At 67.3% G+C, this 16,241-nt stretch carries 18 protein-coding genes; 9 read left to right on the top strand and 9 right to left on the bottom strand.

Annotation, left to right across the window (positions count from 1 at the left end; all coding sequences use genetic code 11):
* The first annotated feature begins 117 nt into the window (after nucleotides 1–117).
* Nucleotides 118–795 carry a TetR/AcrR family transcriptional regulator gene (locus tag ACIHAO_RS21950; protein WP_396560514.1) on the top strand — a complete coding sequence of 226 codons (678 nt, stop codon included), beginning with the start codon at nucleotides 118–120 and terminating at the stop codon, nucleotides 793–795.
* Between the two features lie 113 nt (nucleotides 796–908).
* Here the strand turns inward: ACIHAO_RS21950 and ACIHAO_RS21945 are convergent, their stop codons facing one another.
* Complete coding sequence (locus ACIHAO_RS21945) at nucleotides 909–1,832, bottom strand: hypothetical protein (protein WP_396560512.1); 924 nt, start codon at nucleotides 1,830–1,832, stop codon at nucleotides 909–911.
* A 199-nt stretch (nucleotides 1,833–2,031) separates the two neighbouring features.
* Between ACIHAO_RS21945 and ACIHAO_RS21940 the strand changes: the two genes are divergently transcribed.
* Complete coding sequence (locus ACIHAO_RS21940; RefSeq protein WP_396560510.1) at nucleotides 2,032–2,232, top strand: PspC domain-containing protein; 201 nt, start codon at nucleotides 2,032–2,034, stop codon at nucleotides 2,230–2,232.
* Nucleotides 2,233–2,239: 7 nt separating this feature from the next.
* On the opposite strand, the gene ACIHAO_RS21935 is transcribed toward ACIHAO_RS21940, so the two are convergent.
* The 7 genes from ACIHAO_RS21935 to ACIHAO_RS21905 all read right to left on the bottom strand — a co-directional run bounded on the left by ACIHAO_RS21935 (nucleotide 2,240) and on the right by ACIHAO_RS21905 (nucleotide 9,449).
* On the bottom strand, nucleotides 2,240–3,001 hold the full coding sequence (locus ACIHAO_RS21935) for an NPP1 family protein (protein ID WP_396560508.1): 762 nt from the start codon (nucleotides 2,999–3,001) through the stop codon (nucleotides 2,240–2,242).
* Nucleotides 3,002–3,157: 156 nt separating this feature from the next.
* Nucleotides 3,158–4,336: an ABC transporter ATP-binding protein gene (locus ACIHAO_RS21930; protein WP_396560506.1), complete on the bottom strand. Its 1,179-nt coding sequence runs from the start codon at nucleotides 4,334–4,336 to the stop codon at nucleotides 3,158–3,160.
* A gap of 3 nt (nucleotides 4,337–4,339) precedes the next feature.
* Nucleotides 4,340–5,182 carry a carbohydrate ABC transporter permease gene (locus ACIHAO_RS21925; RefSeq protein WP_034313318.1) on the bottom strand — a complete coding sequence of 281 codons (843 nt, stop codon included), beginning with the start codon at nucleotides 5,180–5,182 and terminating at the stop codon, nucleotides 4,340–4,342.
* Nucleotides 5,182–6,132, bottom strand: coding sequence for a carbohydrate ABC transporter permease (locus ACIHAO_RS21920; RefSeq protein ID WP_396560503.1), 951 nt, complete (start codon nucleotides 6,130–6,132; stop codon nucleotides 5,182–5,184). The genes ACIHAO_RS21925 and ACIHAO_RS21920 overlap by 1 nt, the downstream gene beginning before the upstream one ends.
* Nucleotides 6,129–7,451, bottom strand: coding sequence for an ABC transporter substrate-binding protein (locus ACIHAO_RS21915; RefSeq protein WP_396560501.1), 1,323 nt, complete (start codon nucleotides 7,449–7,451; stop codon nucleotides 6,129–6,131). Before ACIHAO_RS21915 ends, ACIHAO_RS21920 begins: the two co-directional genes overlap by 4 nt.
* Nucleotides 7,452–7,676: 225 nt before the next feature.
* A complete protein-coding gene (locus tag ACIHAO_RS21910) occupies nucleotides 7,677–8,192 on the bottom strand; it encodes a general stress protein (RefSeq protein ID WP_396560499.1) in 516 nt (171 codons plus the stop codon).
* A gap of 60 nt (nucleotides 8,193–8,252) precedes the next feature.
* Nucleotides 8,253–9,449 carry an acyl-CoA dehydrogenase family protein gene (locus ACIHAO_RS21905; RefSeq protein ID WP_125780915.1) on the bottom strand — a complete coding sequence of 399 codons (1,197 nt, stop codon included), beginning with the start codon at nucleotides 9,447–9,449 and terminating at the stop codon, nucleotides 8,253–8,255.
* Between the two features lie 157 nt (nucleotides 9,450–9,606).
* Between ACIHAO_RS21905 and ACIHAO_RS21900 the strand changes: the two genes are divergently transcribed.
* Genes ACIHAO_RS21900 through ACIHAO_RS21890 form a run of 3 tightly spaced genes read left to right on the top strand, consistent with a single transcriptional unit; the run spans nucleotide 9,607 to nucleotide 11,034 of the window.
* Nucleotides 9,607–9,924 carry a DUF4190 domain-containing protein gene (locus ACIHAO_RS21900; protein WP_396560497.1) on the top strand — a complete coding sequence of 106 codons (318 nt, stop codon included), beginning with the start codon at nucleotides 9,607–9,609 and terminating at the stop codon, nucleotides 9,922–9,924.
* Nucleotides 9,925–9,956: 32 nt separating this feature from the next.
* Nucleotides 9,957–10,313 (top strand): DUF4190 domain-containing protein, encoded by a 357-nt coding sequence (locus tag ACIHAO_RS21895; RefSeq protein WP_396560495.1) that lies wholly within the window; start codon nucleotides 9,957–9,959, stop codon nucleotides 10,311–10,313.
* Nucleotides 10,314–10,362: 49 nt separating this feature from the next.
* Complete coding sequence (locus ACIHAO_RS21890) at nucleotides 10,363–11,034, top strand: DUF4190 domain-containing protein (protein ID WP_396560493.1); 672 nt, start codon at nucleotides 10,363–10,365, stop codon at nucleotides 11,032–11,034.
* Between the two features lie 79 nt (nucleotides 11,035–11,113).
* Here the strand turns inward: ACIHAO_RS21890 and ACIHAO_RS21885 are convergent, their stop codons facing one another.
* Nucleotides 11,114–11,956 (bottom strand): slipin family protein, encoded by an 843-nt coding sequence (locus tag ACIHAO_RS21885; RefSeq protein WP_396560491.1) that lies wholly within the window; start codon nucleotides 11,954–11,956, stop codon nucleotides 11,114–11,116.
* 88 nt (nucleotides 11,957–12,044) lie between these two features.
* Between ACIHAO_RS21885 and ACIHAO_RS21880 the strand changes: the two genes are divergently transcribed.
* The 4 genes from ACIHAO_RS21880 to ACIHAO_RS21865 are packed head-to-tail and all read left to right on the top strand — an operon-like array spanning nucleotide 12,045 to nucleotide 15,965.
* Entirely contained in the window at nucleotides 12,045–12,956 is a 912-nt protein-coding gene (locus ACIHAO_RS21880) for an aminoglycoside phosphotransferase family protein (protein WP_396560489.1), read from the top strand.
* A 44-nt stretch (nucleotides 12,957–13,000) separates the two neighbouring features.
* A complete protein-coding gene (locus tag ACIHAO_RS21875; protein ID WP_396560487.1) occupies nucleotides 13,001–14,308 on the top strand; it encodes a magnesium transporter MgtE N-terminal domain-containing protein in 1,308 nt (435 codons plus the stop codon).
* The gene (locus ACIHAO_RS21870) at nucleotides 14,301–14,810 is read left to right on the top strand and encodes a DUF1003 domain-containing protein (RefSeq protein WP_396560485.1); all 510 of its coding nucleotides are present in this window, start codon (nucleotides 14,301–14,303) and stop codon (nucleotides 14,808–14,810) included. Before ACIHAO_RS21875 ends, ACIHAO_RS21870 begins: the two co-directional genes overlap by 8 nt.
* A gap of 9 nt (nucleotides 14,811–14,819) precedes the next feature.
* Nucleotides 14,820–15,965 (top strand): Mrp/NBP35 family ATP-binding protein, encoded by a 1,146-nt coding sequence (locus tag ACIHAO_RS21865; RefSeq protein ID WP_396560483.1) that lies wholly within the window; start codon nucleotides 14,820–14,822, stop codon nucleotides 15,963–15,965.
* Nucleotides 15,966–16,241 lie beyond the last annotated feature (276 nt).

Raw genomic sequence — 16,241 nt, 5'->3', positions numbered from 1 at the left:
CGGTTTCCTCACCGATAGTGACGAAGAAGCTATGTGGAGTAGGTATCTCCCCTTTCCGCGCCCAAGGTACACAAGAAGTGGAGAAGTGTCCTCTACTTCGTTTGTTAAGCTGGACGAATGGCTCGGGACCTCGCTCCCGCCGCACCGGCGCGGCCGCTGCGGCGCGACGCTGAACTCAATCGGCAGCGCATCATCGCGGCGGCACGCGATGTCTTCGGCGAACGCGGGCTCGAAGCGACGCTCGACGACGTCGCGCATCACGCCGGCGTCGGCGTCGGCACCGTCTATCGCCGCTTCCCGAGTAAGGAACACCTGGTCGAGGCCATGTTCGTCGACCAGTTCGAGACGATCCGCGAGTTCGCCGAAGAAGCGCTTCGTGCCGAAGATCCTTGGGAAGGCTTCACCACCTTCACCTGGCGCGCGGCCGAACTGCACGCCGGTGACCGCGGGTTACGTGAAGTCATGCTGTCGAACGTCTTCGGCCAGGAGCGCGTCGCCGAGGCGAAGACCCGCATGGTGCCGTTGATCACACAGCTCGTCGAGCGGGCTCAGGCGGCGGGTGCCCTCCGCGCCGACTTCGTGCCGACGGACATCCCGCTCCTGCACCAAATGATCGGCTCGGTCATCGAGTTCACGCACGGGATCCAGCCGGATCTGTGGCGCCGGTGCCTCGCCATGCTGCTCGACGGTCTGCGCGCCGAACCCGGCCGCGCCACGCCGCTGCCGCATCCGCCGCTGGACTTCGAGACGCTGGACGAGGCGATGTGCTCCTTCCGGCTGCCCAAGCTCCGCTAGGCCCGCCGCAATTCGTCACCTACTTGCGGGCCCGGCGAGCGCCACGTGACGTCCGCAGGCGCCGCAAGTAGGTGACTAATTGCGTCAGGAGCGCAAGTAGGTGACTAATTGCGTCAGGGGAGCTTCGGGAACACGGCGACGGCGACCTCCCGGGCCGCGGCGCAAGTGGCGTCCTCCGGTGCGCCGTCGACGCCGACCACCGAGAGCGTCGCCTGTTCGACCCGCTCCGGGGTGCCCGGAATCGGCCGGTGCGTGGTCACCTGACAGAACGCGCCCGACGTGGTGACCTGGACCTGCCGTCCGCCCAGCGCCTCGGTGGCGCCCGGCGTGGTGTCCGCCCCGACCGACAGCGAGAAGCTGACCTTGCCGCGGATGCAGCTGTGCCCGGACAGCGCCGGCGCCGGTTTGGTCTCCGCGCCGGCGGCGGCGTCGAGTTCGTGCCGGTCGAGCGGCGCGCACGGGGCGACCCGGCCCCACGAGCGCTGGTCGAGGTTCAGCCGCCCGACCTGGCGCGCGCCGATCACCCCCGCCGCGCTGCCGACCGTCGCGTCGGCGATCCGGCAGCGGGCCGTCTGGTCGGCCGGGGTCGTGTTGTCGGAGGTGACGGCGATGGACAGGCGGATCCCGTCGGCGAAGGTCAGCAGCCGCGTGCAGGCGGTGTCCTCGTTGAACGTCGACTGCTGGACGCTGACGCCTTCCGGCAGCGGACCACCGTATTCGTACGGCTGATTGTTCGGATCCTGCCCGGAAGTGATCGGGCCGGTGGTCACGGTGTAGCGATTGGCGCCTTCGACGAATTCGAGGCGGCAGAACTCGAAAGAGCTCAAAGGCGGCTTGACCGCGTTTCCGCCGCCGATCACTTTCCGCTGGTCGACAAGGCTGCAGTAATCGAGCGACGAGTATTCCCCGAGCGCCTCGGAGGCGGTCAGGGCCTCCTCACCCGCCGTGGTCGACGGCGTCACCGCCGGTTCCGGGGTGGAACAGGCCGCGGCGAGGAACAGGCCGCAGAGTACTGCGCTGAGTCTCTTCGAGGGCACCGGAGCAGTATCGTCAAAAGATCGCGGAACACCAGCCCCTACGGGCGAAGAACACAGGGTCCGCCACGTTTTCCCAGGTGAATGCCTTACCGGGATTTCACGCCCTTAGGGGTGCGTTTCGTTCCGCGGTGGGATGCGGTGCGGCCGTCACGAGACGAGAATGGGTTTCACACAACGTGACGACCGAGAGGGAAGAACCGTGACGAACCCCGTAGCCGCCCGCCTGACCCGACCGCGCCAGGGCCGCATGATCGGCGGCGTCTGCGCCGGTCTCGCCAAACGCTTCGGCACCACGCCGGGCAAGATCCGCCTGCTCGCCGTGCTGTCCTGCCTGCTGCCCGGCCCGCAGTTCATCGTCTACCTCGTGCTGTGGCTCGCCCTGCCCGAAAGCGAGTACTGAGCCGTCCTCAAGCGTTGGGGTCGAAGGGGATGCCCGCCGGTTTGGCCTTGCCGAGGTTGTGCTCGAAGGAGCCGTCCTTGATCGCCAGGCTGGCGCTGCCGAAATCGGCGCGGACGAGGGTGTCCCGGATGCCGGGCGGGAACCTGTCCCAGCTGACGAGGTCCGGGTACTGCCAGGCGTTGTAGTGGTTCTCCGGCGGTTCGGTCGCGCTCGCGATGCGGAAGCAGTGGGTGCTCGCGCCGTCCTTGTGATAGACGATCTTCGGGTGGGTCCCCTCCCAGGAGACCTTGGAACGGTCGTAAGTGGAGTAGTTGCCGTGCGCTGACGTCGAGACGTACCGGGCTTGGCCCTCGTTGACCCACACGACGACGTGTTCGATGTCGTGCCGGTGCCCGCAGCAGTCGATGCCCGGGACGGCCTGGTCCTTTTCGAAGTACAGGTCGTACAGGTGGGCGCACCAGCCGTTGTTGCACTTCGAGCGCGCGTAGGAGTTGGTGTTGTCGAGGTCCGACCGGTCCCGGCACTGACCGTTGAGGGCCCCGGAGTTCTTGAGACCGGTGGCCACCGCGCCGGTCGGTGAGATCGCGGGCGTCGGATAGCAGCCGTCGGTGTCGTAGTCGAACGCGGGCTGCCACGTGCTGTCGGCGTCGGTCGCGTTCGACGGCAGGGCCTGCGGTGGCTCGGCCCAAGCGACGGCCGGGGCGAGCGTGGTGACGAGGACCGCTCCGACGAGGCCCTGCAGGAGACGGCGTAGCAGCTTCTTCGGCAAGACAGGCGCCCCTTCTCTCGGTACCGGTGCGGGCTGAGGATCCACGATCTTCCGGTGAGGCGTAAACCGCCGAAGGTGGGGGACACGCGGTGCGCGTGAAGGCCCCCTTCCCTCGGCTGAGCCGGGGGAAGGGGGCCTTCACGCGCTACAGGCGACCTAAGCGGTGTAGGTCAGGTTCTTGCCGCTGGCCCCGTCGAACAGCTTGATCTTGTCCGCGTCGAACCACAGTTCCACGTTCTGGTTCTCCGCCGCCGAGGACGCCGCCGAGAGGCGGGCCACGATCTGCGACTCGGCGCCGGGGACGTCAGAGGATCCGCTGTCGGCGGCGAGATCCGCGAGGTCGGACGACGACGCGGCCTCACCTTCGACCGTGAAGTGCGCGAACTTCTCCGAACCCATCGACTCGAGGACGTCGACGTGGGCGGTGAACGTCGCGCCCGGACGGGCGGCGGAGTCCACCAGCGCGGCGTCCTCGAAATGCTCCGGGCGGATGCCGACGATGACCTCGCGCGGCGCGTCCGCGGCTTCGACGAGCTGCCGCACCCGGTCGGTGAGCGGGATGTCGCCCAGCGCGCTGCGGGCGGTCCCGTTCTCCAGCGTCGCGGGCACGAAGTTCATCGACGGGCTGCCGATGAACCCGGCCACGAACAGGTTCGCCGGGTTGTCGTAGAGGAACTGCGGTGAACCGATCTGCTGCACGTAGCCCGCCCGCAGCACGACGACCCGGTCGCCGAGGGTCATGGCCTCGGTCTGGTCATGGGTGACGTAGAGCGTCGTCGTGCCCAGCTGTTTCTGGATCTTCGACACCGAGGTCCGCATCTGGCCGCGGAGCTTCGCGTCCAGGTTGGACAGTGGCTCGTCCATCAGGAACGCCTTGGGGTTACGGACGATCGCCCGCCCCATCGCGACGCGCTGCCGCTGACCGCCGGACAGGTTCGCCGGTTTGCGGTCCAGATGTCCGGTCAGGTCGAGGATCTGCGCCGCCTCCTCGACCTTGGCCCGCACGGTCCGGTCGTCGACCTTGGCCAGCCGCAACGGGAACGCCATGTTCTCCCGCACGCTCATGTGCGGGTACAGCGCGTAGGACTGGAACACCATCGCGATGTCGCGGTCCTTCGGCGCCTTCTCGTTGACGCGCTGGCCATCGATGCGCAGTTCGCCGGAGGAGATGTCCTCCAGGCCCGCGACCATGTTCAGGGTCGTGGACTTCCCGCAGCCGGACGGGCCGACCAGGATGATGAACTCACCATCGGCGATCGTGATGTCCACTTCGGACACCGCGAGGGCGCCGTCGGGGTACTTCTTGGACACTTTTTCGAGAACGATTTCAGCCATGGGTCAGCCCTTCACCGCACCGGACGTCAGCCCCGCCACGATGCGACGCTGGAAGAACAACACGAACAGGATGATCGGGACGGTGATCACCACGGCGGCCGCGGAGATCGTCCCTGTCGGGTCTTCGAACTGCGAGGACCCGGTGAAGAACGACAGCGCCGCCGGGACCGTGCGCGAGGCCTCGGTCGAGGTCAGCGAGATCGCGAACAGGAAGTCGTTCCAGCAGAAGATGAACACCAGGATCGCGGTGGTGAACACCCCCGGTGCCGCCAGTGGCGCGATCACCTTCCGGAACGCCTGCGCCGGGGTCGCGCCGTCCATTTTCGCCGCCTTTTCCAGCTCCCACGGGATTTCCCGGAAGAACGCGGAAAGCGTGTAGATCGACAGCGGCAGCGCGAACGTGATGTACGGCAGGATCAGCCCCGGCCAGGTGTCGAACAGCCCCAGCTCACGTTCGATGTTGAACAGCGGCGTCACCAGCGACACCTGCGGGAACATCGCGATCAGCAGCGACATCCCGACCAGCACCTGCTTGCCGGGGAAGTCCAGCCGCGCGATCGCGTACGCCGCCATCGTGCCGAGGACGACCGCGATCACCGTCGCGATGATCGCGATCCCGATCGAGTTCACCAGTGCCCTGATGAACTCCGTGGTCTCGAAGATGTCCGCGTAGTTCTGCCACGTCCACTCCGACGGGATGAAGTTCCCGTCGTCCAGGGTCTCCTTGGTCTTGAACGAAAGCGAGACCACCCAGAGCACCGGGAACAACGCGAACACCAGGACCAGGATGTCGACGAGGCCCCACTTGAACTTGCGGCCGGGAGTGACCGCTCCACCGATGGCCATCAGCGCTTACCCCCGTTGTCGCTACCAGGCGCGGCCGTGCCGAACACCTTGATGAAGATGAACGCGATGATCGCCACCGTGATGAAGATCAGCACCGCCATCGTCGACCCGATCCCGAGGTTCAGCCCCTTGACCAGGTTGTTGTAGGTCTGCATCGACACCGACGACGTATCCTGGGCGCCGTTCGTGAGCACGAAGATGTTGTCGAAGATGCGGAACGCGTCCAGGGTGCGGAACAGCAACGCCACCAGGATCGCCGGTTTCATCACCGGCAGCATCACCTTGGTGAATCGCTGCCACGCGGTCGCCCCGTCCATCGCCGCGGCCTTCAGCAGGTCATCCGGCACCAGAGCCAGCCCCGCCATCAGCAGCAGCGCCATGAACGGCGTCGTCTTCCACACTTCGGCCAGCACGATGATCGCCAGCGAAGGCCAGTACTCGGTCAGCGGCGCGGTGTCCGGGAAGAACAGGTTGGCCAGGTAGCCCGTGTCCGGCGTCCAGGCGTAGTACCAGGAGAACGCCGCGACGACCGTCACGATGCCATACGGGATCAGGGCGACCGTCCGCACGAGGCCCCGTCCGACGAGGGTCCGGTGCATGATCAGCGCCAGGCCCATGCCGAGGACGAACTCGATCACCACCGAAACGAGGGTCAAGCCCATCGTCGTCCCGAACGCCGTCCACCAGTAACCGTTGGACAGCACCGAAATGTAGTTGTCGAGGCCGACGAACTCCTGCTGCGCCGGGAACCTGAGGTCGTAGCGCTGCAGCGAGAGCCAGATCGAGTAGATGATCGGATAGCCGGTGACGGCGATCATCACGAACGCCGCCGGGGCACACAGCCAGAGCCCGAGTCTGCGCTCGGCCTTCTTTCCCTCACTGAGCGCGGGTTTCTTCTTCTTGCCCGGTTTGCTCGCGGTCGCCGAACCGGCGGCTTCCTGCACGGTCACGGGATCACTCCCTTCGACTCGAGCGCGTCGGCGAGTTCTTCTTTCAGCTTCTCCGCCGTCTTCCGCGGATCGATTTCAGAAGGCGGGGAAAGCACCTTCGACAACACGGTCGAGGCGTTCTGGTACGCCGGGGTCAGCGGGCGCACCGCCGCGTCCTTGAGCGCGTCCAGGATCGTTTCCCGCATCGGGTACTTCGTGTCCATGCTCGGGTTGTCGTCGCTGACACCCGCGGTGGCGTCGAGCGGGACCGTGTCGGTGTAGAGCGACTCGATCGTCGGCGGGACACCGTCCTTGAGCGCGGAGAACTTCTGGTTCTTCTCGTTGCGCAGGCACAGCGCGACTTCGTAGGCCTCGGCCTTGTGCTTCGAAGTCGAGCTGACCGCCAGGTTGTAGCCACCGATCGTGGTCTTGGCGGGCTTGTCCGCTTCGAGCCGCGGATAGGTCGCCCACTTGAAATGCTTGAGCTCGTCCTTCTTCTCCTTGGCGTAGGAGGCGTAGACGAACGGCCAGTTCAGCTCGAAGGCGGCGTTTCCGCGCTGGAACGCCTGGCGGACCTCGTCTTCCTTCGAGTTGGTCAGCGACGGGTCGGTGATCCCGGCCGTGGTGACCTTCTTGAGCATCTCCAGCGCCTTGACCGCGCCCTCGTCCATCACGACCGATTTCCCGTCGTCGGAAAGGATCTTGCCGCCCGCCGATTCGACGAGCGTGTTGTAGATGACGACGAGACCTTCGTACTGCGCGCCGGTGAACACGACGTTCGCCGGTTTGCCCTGCGCCTTGAGCGCCTGTGCCTGCTGGATCATCTCGTCCCAGGTCTTCGGCGGCGTCGGCGTCAGCCGGTCGTCGTACCAGAGCAGCTGGACGTTGGTGTTCTTGGTCGCCGCGTAGAGCTTTCCGTTCCACGTGGCGGTTTCGAGCGGTCCCGGCAGGACACCCGCGGTCGCCTCCGCCTTGGCTTCACCCGTCCATTCGTCGACCCAGCCCGCCTCGGCGAACTCGGAGACCCAGGTGACGTCCAGCCCCAGTACGTCGAGAGAGTCGTCCCCGGCGGCCAGGCGCCGGACCATCTGTTCCCGCTGGCCGTCGGCGGGTCGCGGAAGTTTGTTGTAGACGACCTCGTAGCGTCCGCCAGAGGCCTTGGTGCAATCGTCCACAACGGACTGGAAGTTGTCTTCCGGCGCGTAGTAGACGTTGATCTTGAGTCCGGCATCCGAACCACAGCCCGCCAGTAAACCGGCCGTCAGCGCTGTCGCGCCCAATAACGAGCCGGCGCGGCCTGGTGAGCGGCCCCTCCGGCTCGCGCTCATCCTCTTCCCCATGAGGCCTCCTCACCCGCGCACGCCTGGGGAGCGGCGGCACTAGGACGCGTTGAAGATGCCCGCGCGCCAGCACCCCGACGTGCTAGTGCTCGGGCGGACACGCTGGAGGACGCGACCGCCCGACTGGTGTTGTGCAACCTATTCCGGGCGATCACCGCCCGCAAGCAGTATCGGTAACGATTCAGCGGATCGCACGGCGAACAGGTGAACGAGTACCGCCGAATGTCACCGGGCGGGCCTGCCGCCCAACGCGAGCTGGGCGAGGAGTTCGCGGCCGCGCTCGGCCGAACGCGGCTGGCAGAGCACGTCGTAGCGGCCGGCGACCAGCTGGCTCGCGGAGGAGAAGTCGCGGCGGGACATGCTGTAGCTGATCGCGGCGAAGACCGTCCACGCCAGGATGCCGAGCAAGAGCCCGCCGATCATGGGCTGCCAGGCGAAACCCTGGTTGTTGAACATGCCCAGCAGCAGCCCGATGATCAGGCCGAACCACGCGCCCGACACCGCGCCCGTACCCAGCACGCGGCCCCAGCTCAGCCTGCCGACGACGCGTTCGACGAGCATCAGGTCGACGCCGACGATGGTCACGTCGGCGACCCCGAACTCCTTCTCCGCGAGGAAACCGACGGCTTGCTGGGCTTCGCCGTACGTCGCGTAGGAACCGATCGGCCAGCCTGAAGGCGGTGTCGGCAGCCTGGGCAGCCCGCCCGCGGCCCGGCCGCTTCCGCCAAAGGGAGCACTCACGTAATCACCTCTCGCCCGTCCTGGTCCATCTTCTCAAGGACGGGCGAAAGGCGCGAACGTTCAGGAGCGGGACTTGTACTCGCGGAGCAGGCCGCGGCTGATGATGGTCTTCTGGATTTCGCTGGTGCCTTCGCCGATGAGCAGGAACGGCGCCTCGCGCATGAGGCGCTCGATCTCGTATTCCTTCGAGTAGCCGTAGCCGCCGTGGATGCGGAAGGAGTCCTGGGTGACCTCGGCGCAGTATTCACTGGCGATGAGCTTGGCCATGCCCGCTTCGACGTCGTTGCGTTCGCCGGAGTCCTTGAGACGGGCCGCGTTGACCATCATCAGGTGCGCGGCCTCGACCTTGGTGGCCATCTCGGCGAGTTTGAACGCGATCGCCTGGTGCTCGGCGATCGCCTTGCCGAAGGTCTTGCGCTGCTGGGCGTACTCGACGGCGAGTTCGAACGCGCGGATCGCGATGCCGCAGGCGCGGGCGGCGACGTTCACGCGGCCGACCTCGACACCGTCCATCATGTACGCGAAGCCCTTGCCCGGCGCTTCGCCGAGGACCTTGTCCGCGCCGATCTTGTAGCCGTCGAACACGGCTTCGGTGGTGTCGACGCCCTTGTAGCCCATTTTGTCGATCTTGCCCGGGATGGTGAGGCCGGGAGCGACCTCGCCGAAGCCCTCGGGCTTCTCGACCAGGAACGTGGTGAGGTTCTGGTGGGCCTTTTCGGCGCCCTCGTCGGTCTTGACGAGCAGCGCGATCAGGTTGGAACTGCCGCCGTTGGTCAGCCACATCTTCGAGCCGTCGATGACGTAACCGTCGTCGGTCTTGCGGGCGCGGGTCTTGATCGCGGCGACGTCGGAGCCGAGATCCGGCTCGGACATCGAGAAGGAGCCGCGGACCTCACCGGTCGCCATGCGCGGCAGGAAGTGCTGCTTCTGCTCCGGCGTCCCGTGCTGCTTGATCATGTGCGCGACGATGAAGTGCGTGTTGATCACACCGGAGACGCTCATCCAGCCGCGCGCGATCTCCTCGACCACGAGCGCGTAGGTCAGCAGCGATTCGCCGAGGCCGCCGTACTCCTCCGGGATGGTGAGCCCGAACAGGCCCATCTCCTTCATCCCCTCGACGATGTCGGCGGGATAGGTGTCGGAATGCTCGAGCTCCTGCGCGCGCGGGATGACCTCCTTGTCCACGAACTGGCGGACCGTGGCCAGGATCTCGGACTGCACGTCGGTCAAGCCGGCGGTCTGGGCGAGGCGAGCCATCGCTGCTCCTAAATTCGCGCGCACCGGGCTCCCGGCGCTGGGTTACCGGTGAGTATGACGCCTGAGCGGGGACCTCGCTATGAGCGCAGTCACGCGTACGCCATCCGTGAGCATGGCACTACAGTGACAAGCCGATCACAGTCCGAGGGGGACGAACATGGCTCAGCAGCCCTTTGGTGGATTCCCACCGCAACAGCAGTACGCCTTCCCGAACCAGCCGCCGGCGCGGAACAAGGACTCCGGCCTGGCGATGGCCGCGCTGATCTTTTCACTCTTCGGGCTGATCGGACTGGTGTCCGTGATCCCGGGGATCGTCATGGGCCACGTCGCCTTCGCGAAGGCCCGGCGCGGTGAAGCGGGCGGCAAGGGCATGGCTCTCGCGGCGTTCGTCGTCGGCTACCTGATCATCATCCTGTACGCGATCGCGATCCCGGTCGCGCTGAACATCGCCGCGAAACACGGCGCTTTCCGTTAGCGATACGGTCCTCGACCTACGAGGGGACCGGCATGACGAATCCGCACGACCCGTACGAGCAGCAGCCCTACGGTCTCCAGCCGTACCAGCCGCCGCCTCAGCAGTACTACGTCCAGCCCTACGCCTACGTGCGGCCGCCGGATCAGGGCATGGCGGTGGCGTCGCTGGTGTGCTCGCTGATCGGGCTGGTCCTGTGCTTCCCCGCGATCCTGGGGATCATCTTCGGGCACATCGCGCTCTCGAAGGCCAAACGCGGCGAAGCGGGCGGCCAGGGCATGGCGCAGGCCGGGATGATCATCGGGTACGTCGTCACCGGGCTTTGGCTGATCCCCGTAATCCTGTGGTTCGTGTTGGCGGTGCTCGCGCTCGGAGCCGCGGGCGTGTCGTGACCCGTCCCCGGATACGGTGGTGTCCCGCACGAACCAGGGGGCCAACCGGATGAGCAGTTCCGACTCTCAGGACACACCGTCGACGTCGTCCTACACCGACTCGAACACCTTCTCGGACCCGACTGCGGCGTCTTCGGCGTCCGAGACCGTGTCGAGCCCGGCGGAACCGCAGCAGTTCCAGCCGCCGGCGCCCTTCACGCCGCCCGCGCCGTTCGAGCCGCCCCCTCCGTTCGAGCCCCCTTCGGCTACTGCCCCGGACCCCGCTCCCGAGCCGCCTTCCGTTCCGGTTCCGGCCGAGACGTACGGGCAGGCCATCGACCCGCTGACCGCCGAGCCCGTTCCGGCGCCGTTCGCGGCTCCGGGCCCGCCGATTCCCCCGGTGTACGCGCCCGCGCCGCTGCCGGTCGCGTATCCGTCGCCCGTCGCGTATCCGTCGCCGCAGCCGTACAACCCGTATGCGATGGCGGCTCCCCCGCGATCGCAGGACAACGGGATGGCGATCGCCGGACTGGTGTGCTCGATCATCGGCCTCTGCTCGTGCGTGACCGTGATCGTCGGCCTGATCCTCGGTCACATCGGGCTGGCGAAGGCGAACCGCGGCGAAGCGGGCGGACGCGGCATGGCGCTCGCGGCGGTGATCATCGCTTACGTCGTCATCGCGCTGTACGTCGGTTTCGGCGGGACCTTCATCATCCTCGGCATGCGGGGCGAGCTGGATTAGCGCGATGGCCGGGCCCGACGCCCCCGATGTGGCATTGGAGACGCTGAGTGTCCCCAATGCCACATTGGGGGCATCTCGCTCAGCTGACGCCCGGGCGCTGTTCCACGTCGCCCGGTTCGCGCGGCGACGGCGCCACCTGACCGGTGTCCTTCGAAGGAGCAGCTTCCCGCTTCGGCGTGTTCGCGTCGAGGAAGCGCAGCAGTTCCACCGGGAACGGCAGGACCAGCGTCGAGTTCTTCTCCGCCGACACCTGCACGACGGTCTCCAGCAGCCGCAGCTGCAGCGCCGCCGGGGTGTCGGCCATGGTCGCGGCCGCCTGCGAGAGCTTGTACGACGCCTGGAGTTCCCCGTCGGCCGAGATGACCCGCGCGCGCCGTTCCCGTTCGGCTTCGGCCTGGCGTGACATCGAGCGTTTCATCGACTCCGGCAGCGCGACGTCCTTGATCTCGACCCGGTCGATGTGGATGCCCCAGTCCAGTGCCGGGCTGTCGATCATCAGCTCCAGGCCCTCGTTGAGCCGTTCGCGGTTGGACAGCAGGTCGTCCAGGTCGCTCTTGCCGATGATGGAGCGCAGCGAGGTCTGCGCGACCTGCCCGACGGCCGAGCGGTAGTCCTGCACGTTGACGGCGGCCAGCACCGGGTCGATCACCTTGAAGTACACGACCGCGTCCACCCGCACGGTGACGTTGTCGCGGGTGATGCCGTCCTGCGCGGGGACCGGCATCGTGACGATCTGCATGTTGACCTTCTGCAGTCTGTCCGCGAACGGCACCAGCAGCGCGAGCCCCGGCTCCCGGATGGCGGGGCGCACCCGCCCGAACCGGAACACGAGGCCGCGTTCGTACTGTTTCACCACGCGAAGGCCGGTCGCGAACCAAGCACCGCCCGCGACGGCGACCGCACTGAGAATCTCCACCACCATGGCTGCTCCCGGGGTTGTTCTCGCTGTTCACGGTACGCCCGGCGGGTCACGGAGGAAACACGGTGGACAGACCTGCCAAGGTGGGTTCGTGACCGGTTTCAAGATCCCGCCCAAATTCCTCGACCGCGCCGCCGGACTCGGCCCCGGAGCCGCCGAATGGCTCGATTCGCTGCCGTTCCTCGCCGAGAAGTACACCGCCAAATGGCAGCTCGACTACGACGGCGAGGCCATGCACGGTTTCGTCGGCGTCGCGCAGCCCGTGCGCCGCGCGGACGGCTCCCCCGCGATCCTCAAACTCGGCTGGCCACACGAAGAATCCGACGACGAACCGCTCGCACTGTCCACTTGGGCCGGTCAGGGCGCGGTACTGATGTACGACAACGTGCCCGAGGACGGCGTGCTGCTCCTGGAGCGGCTCGACGCCACCCGGTCGCTGGAAACGGAGCCGATCCGGCAGGCCGTCGAGACGGTCGGCGCGATCGCGCGACGGCTGGCCGTCCCCGCTCCCGTAACGCTGCGACGCTCCCTTCGCGAGGAAGCCGCGGAGCTGGTCACCGAACTCCCGGAGTCCTGGAGCGAACTGGGCGAACCGTTCGACCGGAAGTACATCGACGCGGCCGTGGAAATCTGCGCGAACCTCGGACCGGAAGCCGGTGAGCTGATGGTGAACGAGGACCTGCACTTCGAGAACGTCCTCGCCGGGGAACGCGAACCGTGGCTGGTGATCGACCCGAAGCCGCTCTCGGGAGACCTCGAGTTCGGCGCGATCTCCATCCTCTGGAACCGGGCGGACGAGTCCACAATGGACGAAAAGATCGCGTGGTTCGCCGCGGCGGCCGAGGTGGACGCCGAACGCACGCGCGCGTGGACGCTCGTCCGCGCGGTGCAGAACTGGATCTGGCTCCACGAAGACCTCGCCGAGGGCGAGTCGCCCGAAACCCTCGCCGAAGACCCGGCCTACGCCGCCGTTCCCGGAATCGCCGCCTGGGCATTGCGGTGATCACACGAATCGTCTCCCGCCCCGGGAGCCGATAACCTTCGGGCATGGCAGCCGTGAACAGGGTATTCGCAGCTCAGCTGGCCGGTTTGCCGGTTTTCGGACCCGATGGCGAATCGATCGGCAAGGTGCGGGACGTGGTGGCGGGCCTGCGCCTGGACCAGCAGCCGCCGCGGATCCTGGGCATCGTGGTCGAACTGACGACCAGGCGCCGGGTGTTCGTGCCGATGTTGCGCGTGACCTCGATCGAGCCCAGCGCGGTCACGCTCGCCACCGGATCGGTGAACATGCGGCGATTCCATCAGCGGCCCAACGAGGTGCTGGTGGTCGGGCAGCTGTTCGACGCGTACGCGACGCTCGCGGGCTCGCAAACCCGCGTCACCGTCGTCGACGCGGGCATGGAGCCGACGCGAACGCGCGACTGGGTGCTCGCGAAACTCGCGATCCGCGAACGGTCGAGCAGACTCGGCCTCGGCAGGCGGCGCGCGCCGATGCAGGTGCTGCCGTGGTCGGAGGTGTCCGGGCTGGGGCTCACCGACCTGACCGGCCAGACCCAGGGCGCGGCGCAGCTGCTGATGCTGTTCGACACCATGCGCGCGGCGGACATCGCCGCCACCGTCCGTGATCTGCCGCTGAAACGGCGGCACGAGGTCGCCGACGCGATGGACGACGAGCATCTCGCCGACCTCATCGAGGAGCTTCCCGAGGACGACCAGAAGGAACTGATGTCCTACCTCGCCGAGGAACGGGCCGCCGACATCCTCGAAGCGATGAACCCGGACGACGCCGCCGACCTGCTGGCCGAACTGGCACCCGCCGACCAGAACCGGTTCCTGGAACTCATGGAACCCGAGGAATCGGCACCGGTGAAACGGCTGCTGGAGTACTCGTCCGACACCGCGGGCGGGCTGATGACCCCCGAACCGGTGGTGCTGACGCCGGACGCCACGGTCGCGGAGGCGCTCGCGCACATCCGCAACGCCGACCTCCCGGTGGCGCTGGCGAGCATGGTGTTCGTCAGCCGTCCGCCGACGGAGACGCCGACGGGCCGCTTCGTCGGCGTCGTCCACTTCCAGCGGCTGCTGCGCGAACCACCCGCCGAGATGGTGGCGAGCGCCGTCGACACCCAGCTGCCCGCGCTACGGCCGAACGCGACCTTGTCCGAGGTCACCCGGTACTTCGCCGCCTACAACCTCACCTGTGGGCCGGTGGTGGACGCCGAGCACCACCTGCTCGGCGCGGTCACCGTCGACGACGTGCTCGACCACCTGCTGCCGGAGGACTGGCGCGAGACCGGGCTGCACGACATCACCGGCGAGACCGCCGACCAGAGCGAGGAGGCCGAACGTGCCTGAACTGACGACCGGGCGACGGCTCGACCAGCCCCGTGGCCAAGGCCGGTTCAGGCTGAACCTGGATCCGGACACCTTCGGCAGGCTCACCGAACGGGTCGCGCGGTTTCTCGGCACCGGCAAGTACCTGTTCTGGCAGACGCTGACCGTCATCGTGTGGATCGTGCTGAACCTGGTCGCGGTCTCCCTGCGCTGGGACCCGTACCCGTTCATCCTGCTGAACCTGGCGTTCTCGACCCAGGCCGCCTACGCCGCGCCGCTCATCCTGCTGGCGCAGAACCGCCAGGACGACCGCGACCGCGTCTCACTGGAGGAAGACCGGAACCGCGCCGAGCAGACCAAGGCGGACACCGAATACCTCGCGCGGGAGCTGGCGTCGCTACGGATCGCGCTCGGCGAGGTCGCCACCCGGGACTTCCTGCGGGGCGAACTCGACCGGCTCCGTGAAGATCTTGATGCCAAGCCGCGCAAGGCCAAACCCGACCGTGCCGCTACCGGTACGTAACATGGACGTGTGACCAGTACGCAGCAACTCCCCAGCGTCGACGATGTCCGCACCGCGCTGAAGGCCGTGTACGACCCTGAGATCAAGAAGCCGATCACCGACCTCGGCATGGTCAAGGGCGTGGAGGTGGGCTCGGACGGTGTGGTCACCGTCGGGATCTACCTGACGGTCGCGGGCTGCCCGTTGAAGGCGACGCTGACCAAGGACACGACCGACGCCGTCGCGAAGCTCCCCGGCGTCAGCGATGTCAAGGTCGAGCTCGACGTCATGAACGACGAGCAACGCACCGAACTGCGAAAATCGCTGCGCGGCGACGCCACGGAACCGGTGATCCCGTTCGCGCAGCCGGGTTCGATGACGCGCGTCTACTGCGTCGCGTCCGGCAAAGGCGGCGTCGGCAAGTCGTCGGTGACGGTGAACCTCGCGGCCGCGATGGCCGAACGCGGGCTTTCCGTCGGCGTGGTCGACGCGGACATCTACGGGCACTCGGTGCCGCGGATGCTCGGCGCGCGGGAGAAGCCGACCAAGGTCGACACCATGATCATGCCGCCGCAGGCGCACGGCGTGAAGGTCATCTCGATCGGCATGTTCACCCCGGGCAACCAGCCCGTCGTGTGGCGCGGGCCGATGCTGCACCGCGCGCTGCAGCAGTTCCTCGCCGACGTGTTCTGGGGCGACCTCGACATCCTGCTGCTCGACCTGCCGCCGGGCACCGGCGACATCGCGATCTCGGTGGCGCAGCTCATCCCGAACGCGGAGATCCTGGTCGTCACCACCCCGCAGCAGGCGGCCGCCGAGGTGGCCGAGCGCGCGGGCGCGATCGCGTTGCAGACGCGGCAGCGGGTGGCAGGCGTCATCGAGAACATGTCGTGGCTCGAAACGCCCGACGGCCAGCGGATGGAGATCTTCGGGGCCGGCGGCGGGCAGTCCGTCGCCGACTCGCTGTCGAAGTCGGTCGGGTCGACCGTGCCGCTGCTGGGGCAGATCCCGATGGACCCGCGCGTGGTCACCCTCGGCGACGCGGGCACACCGATCGTGCTGGCCGAACCGGACGCGCCGGCGTCGCTCGTGCTCAAGGAGGCGGCGAAGAAGCTGACCGTCCGGGCGCGCGGGCTGGCCGGGATGATGCTGAACGTCACCCCCGCGGGGCGCTGACCTGCTGTTTCTCCGGCGGGGGAGCAAGGGACCTTTGCTGTCGCTTGCTCGGATTCTCGGAGGCGGGGGCTCGGCCGAGTCCTGATGTCAGGAAAGGGTCGTTCAGGACGTTTTTCGTCCTGAACGACCCTTTCCTGACACTTGGCGAGGCTCACGCGCCCCCCAGGGCTGCAATGAAGGGCCTTTCATAGCAAATTTTGCTATGAAAGGCCCCTTCATTGCGCTTGAGCGACAGCCTTCACGCGTTGCCGCTGGGGCCTGTGGCGCCGCGTAGTC

Origin of the sequence: Amycolatopsis sp. NPDC052450, assembly GCF_044547565.1 — a bacterium.
In the GTDB taxonomy this organism is placed as follows: domain Bacteria; phylum Actinomycetota; class Actinomycetes; order Mycobacteriales; family Pseudonocardiaceae; genus Amycolatopsis.
The sequence above is the reverse complement of the archived record's forward strand: the minus strand, read 5'-3'. Positions and strand labels throughout refer to the sequence as shown.

Coding starts and splice junctions, on each gene's coding strand:
- ACIHAO_RS21950 (WP_396560514.1), top strand. CDS start 118: ATGGCTCGGGACCTCGCTCCCGCCGCACCGGCGCGGCCGCTGCGGCGC.
- ACIHAO_RS21930 (WP_396560506.1), bottom strand. CDS start 4,336: ATGGCTGAAATCGTTCTCGAAAAAGTGTCCAAGAAGTACCCCGACGGC.
- ACIHAO_RS21925 (WP_034313318.1), bottom strand. CDS start 5,182: ATGGCCATCGGTGGAGCGGTCACTCCCGGCCGCAAGTTCAAGTGGGGC.
- ACIHAO_RS21915 (WP_396560501.1), bottom strand. CDS start 7,451: ATGGGGAAGAGGATGAGCGCGAGCCGGAGGGGCCGCTCACCAGGCCGC.
- ACIHAO_RS21905 (WP_125780915.1), bottom strand. CDS start 9,449: ATGGCTCGCCTCGCCCAGACCGCCGGCTTGACCGACGTGCAGTCCGAG.
- ACIHAO_RS21900 (WP_396560497.1), top strand. CDS start 9,607: ATGGCTCAGCAGCCCTTTGGTGGATTCCCACCGCAACAGCAGTACGCC.
- ACIHAO_RS21895 (WP_396560495.1), top strand. CDS start 9,957: ATGACGAATCCGCACGACCCGTACGAGCAGCAGCCCTACGGTCTCCAG.
- ACIHAO_RS21890 (WP_396560493.1), top strand. CDS start 10,363: ATGAGCAGTTCCGACTCTCAGGACACACCGTCGACGTCGTCCTACACC.
- ACIHAO_RS21885 (WP_396560491.1), bottom strand. CDS start 11,956: ATGGTGGTGGAGATTCTCAGTGCGGTCGCCGTCGCGGGCGGTGCTTGG.
- ACIHAO_RS21875 (WP_396560487.1), top strand. CDS start 13,001: ATGGCAGCCGTGAACAGGGTATTCGCAGCTCAGCTGGCCGGTTTGCCG.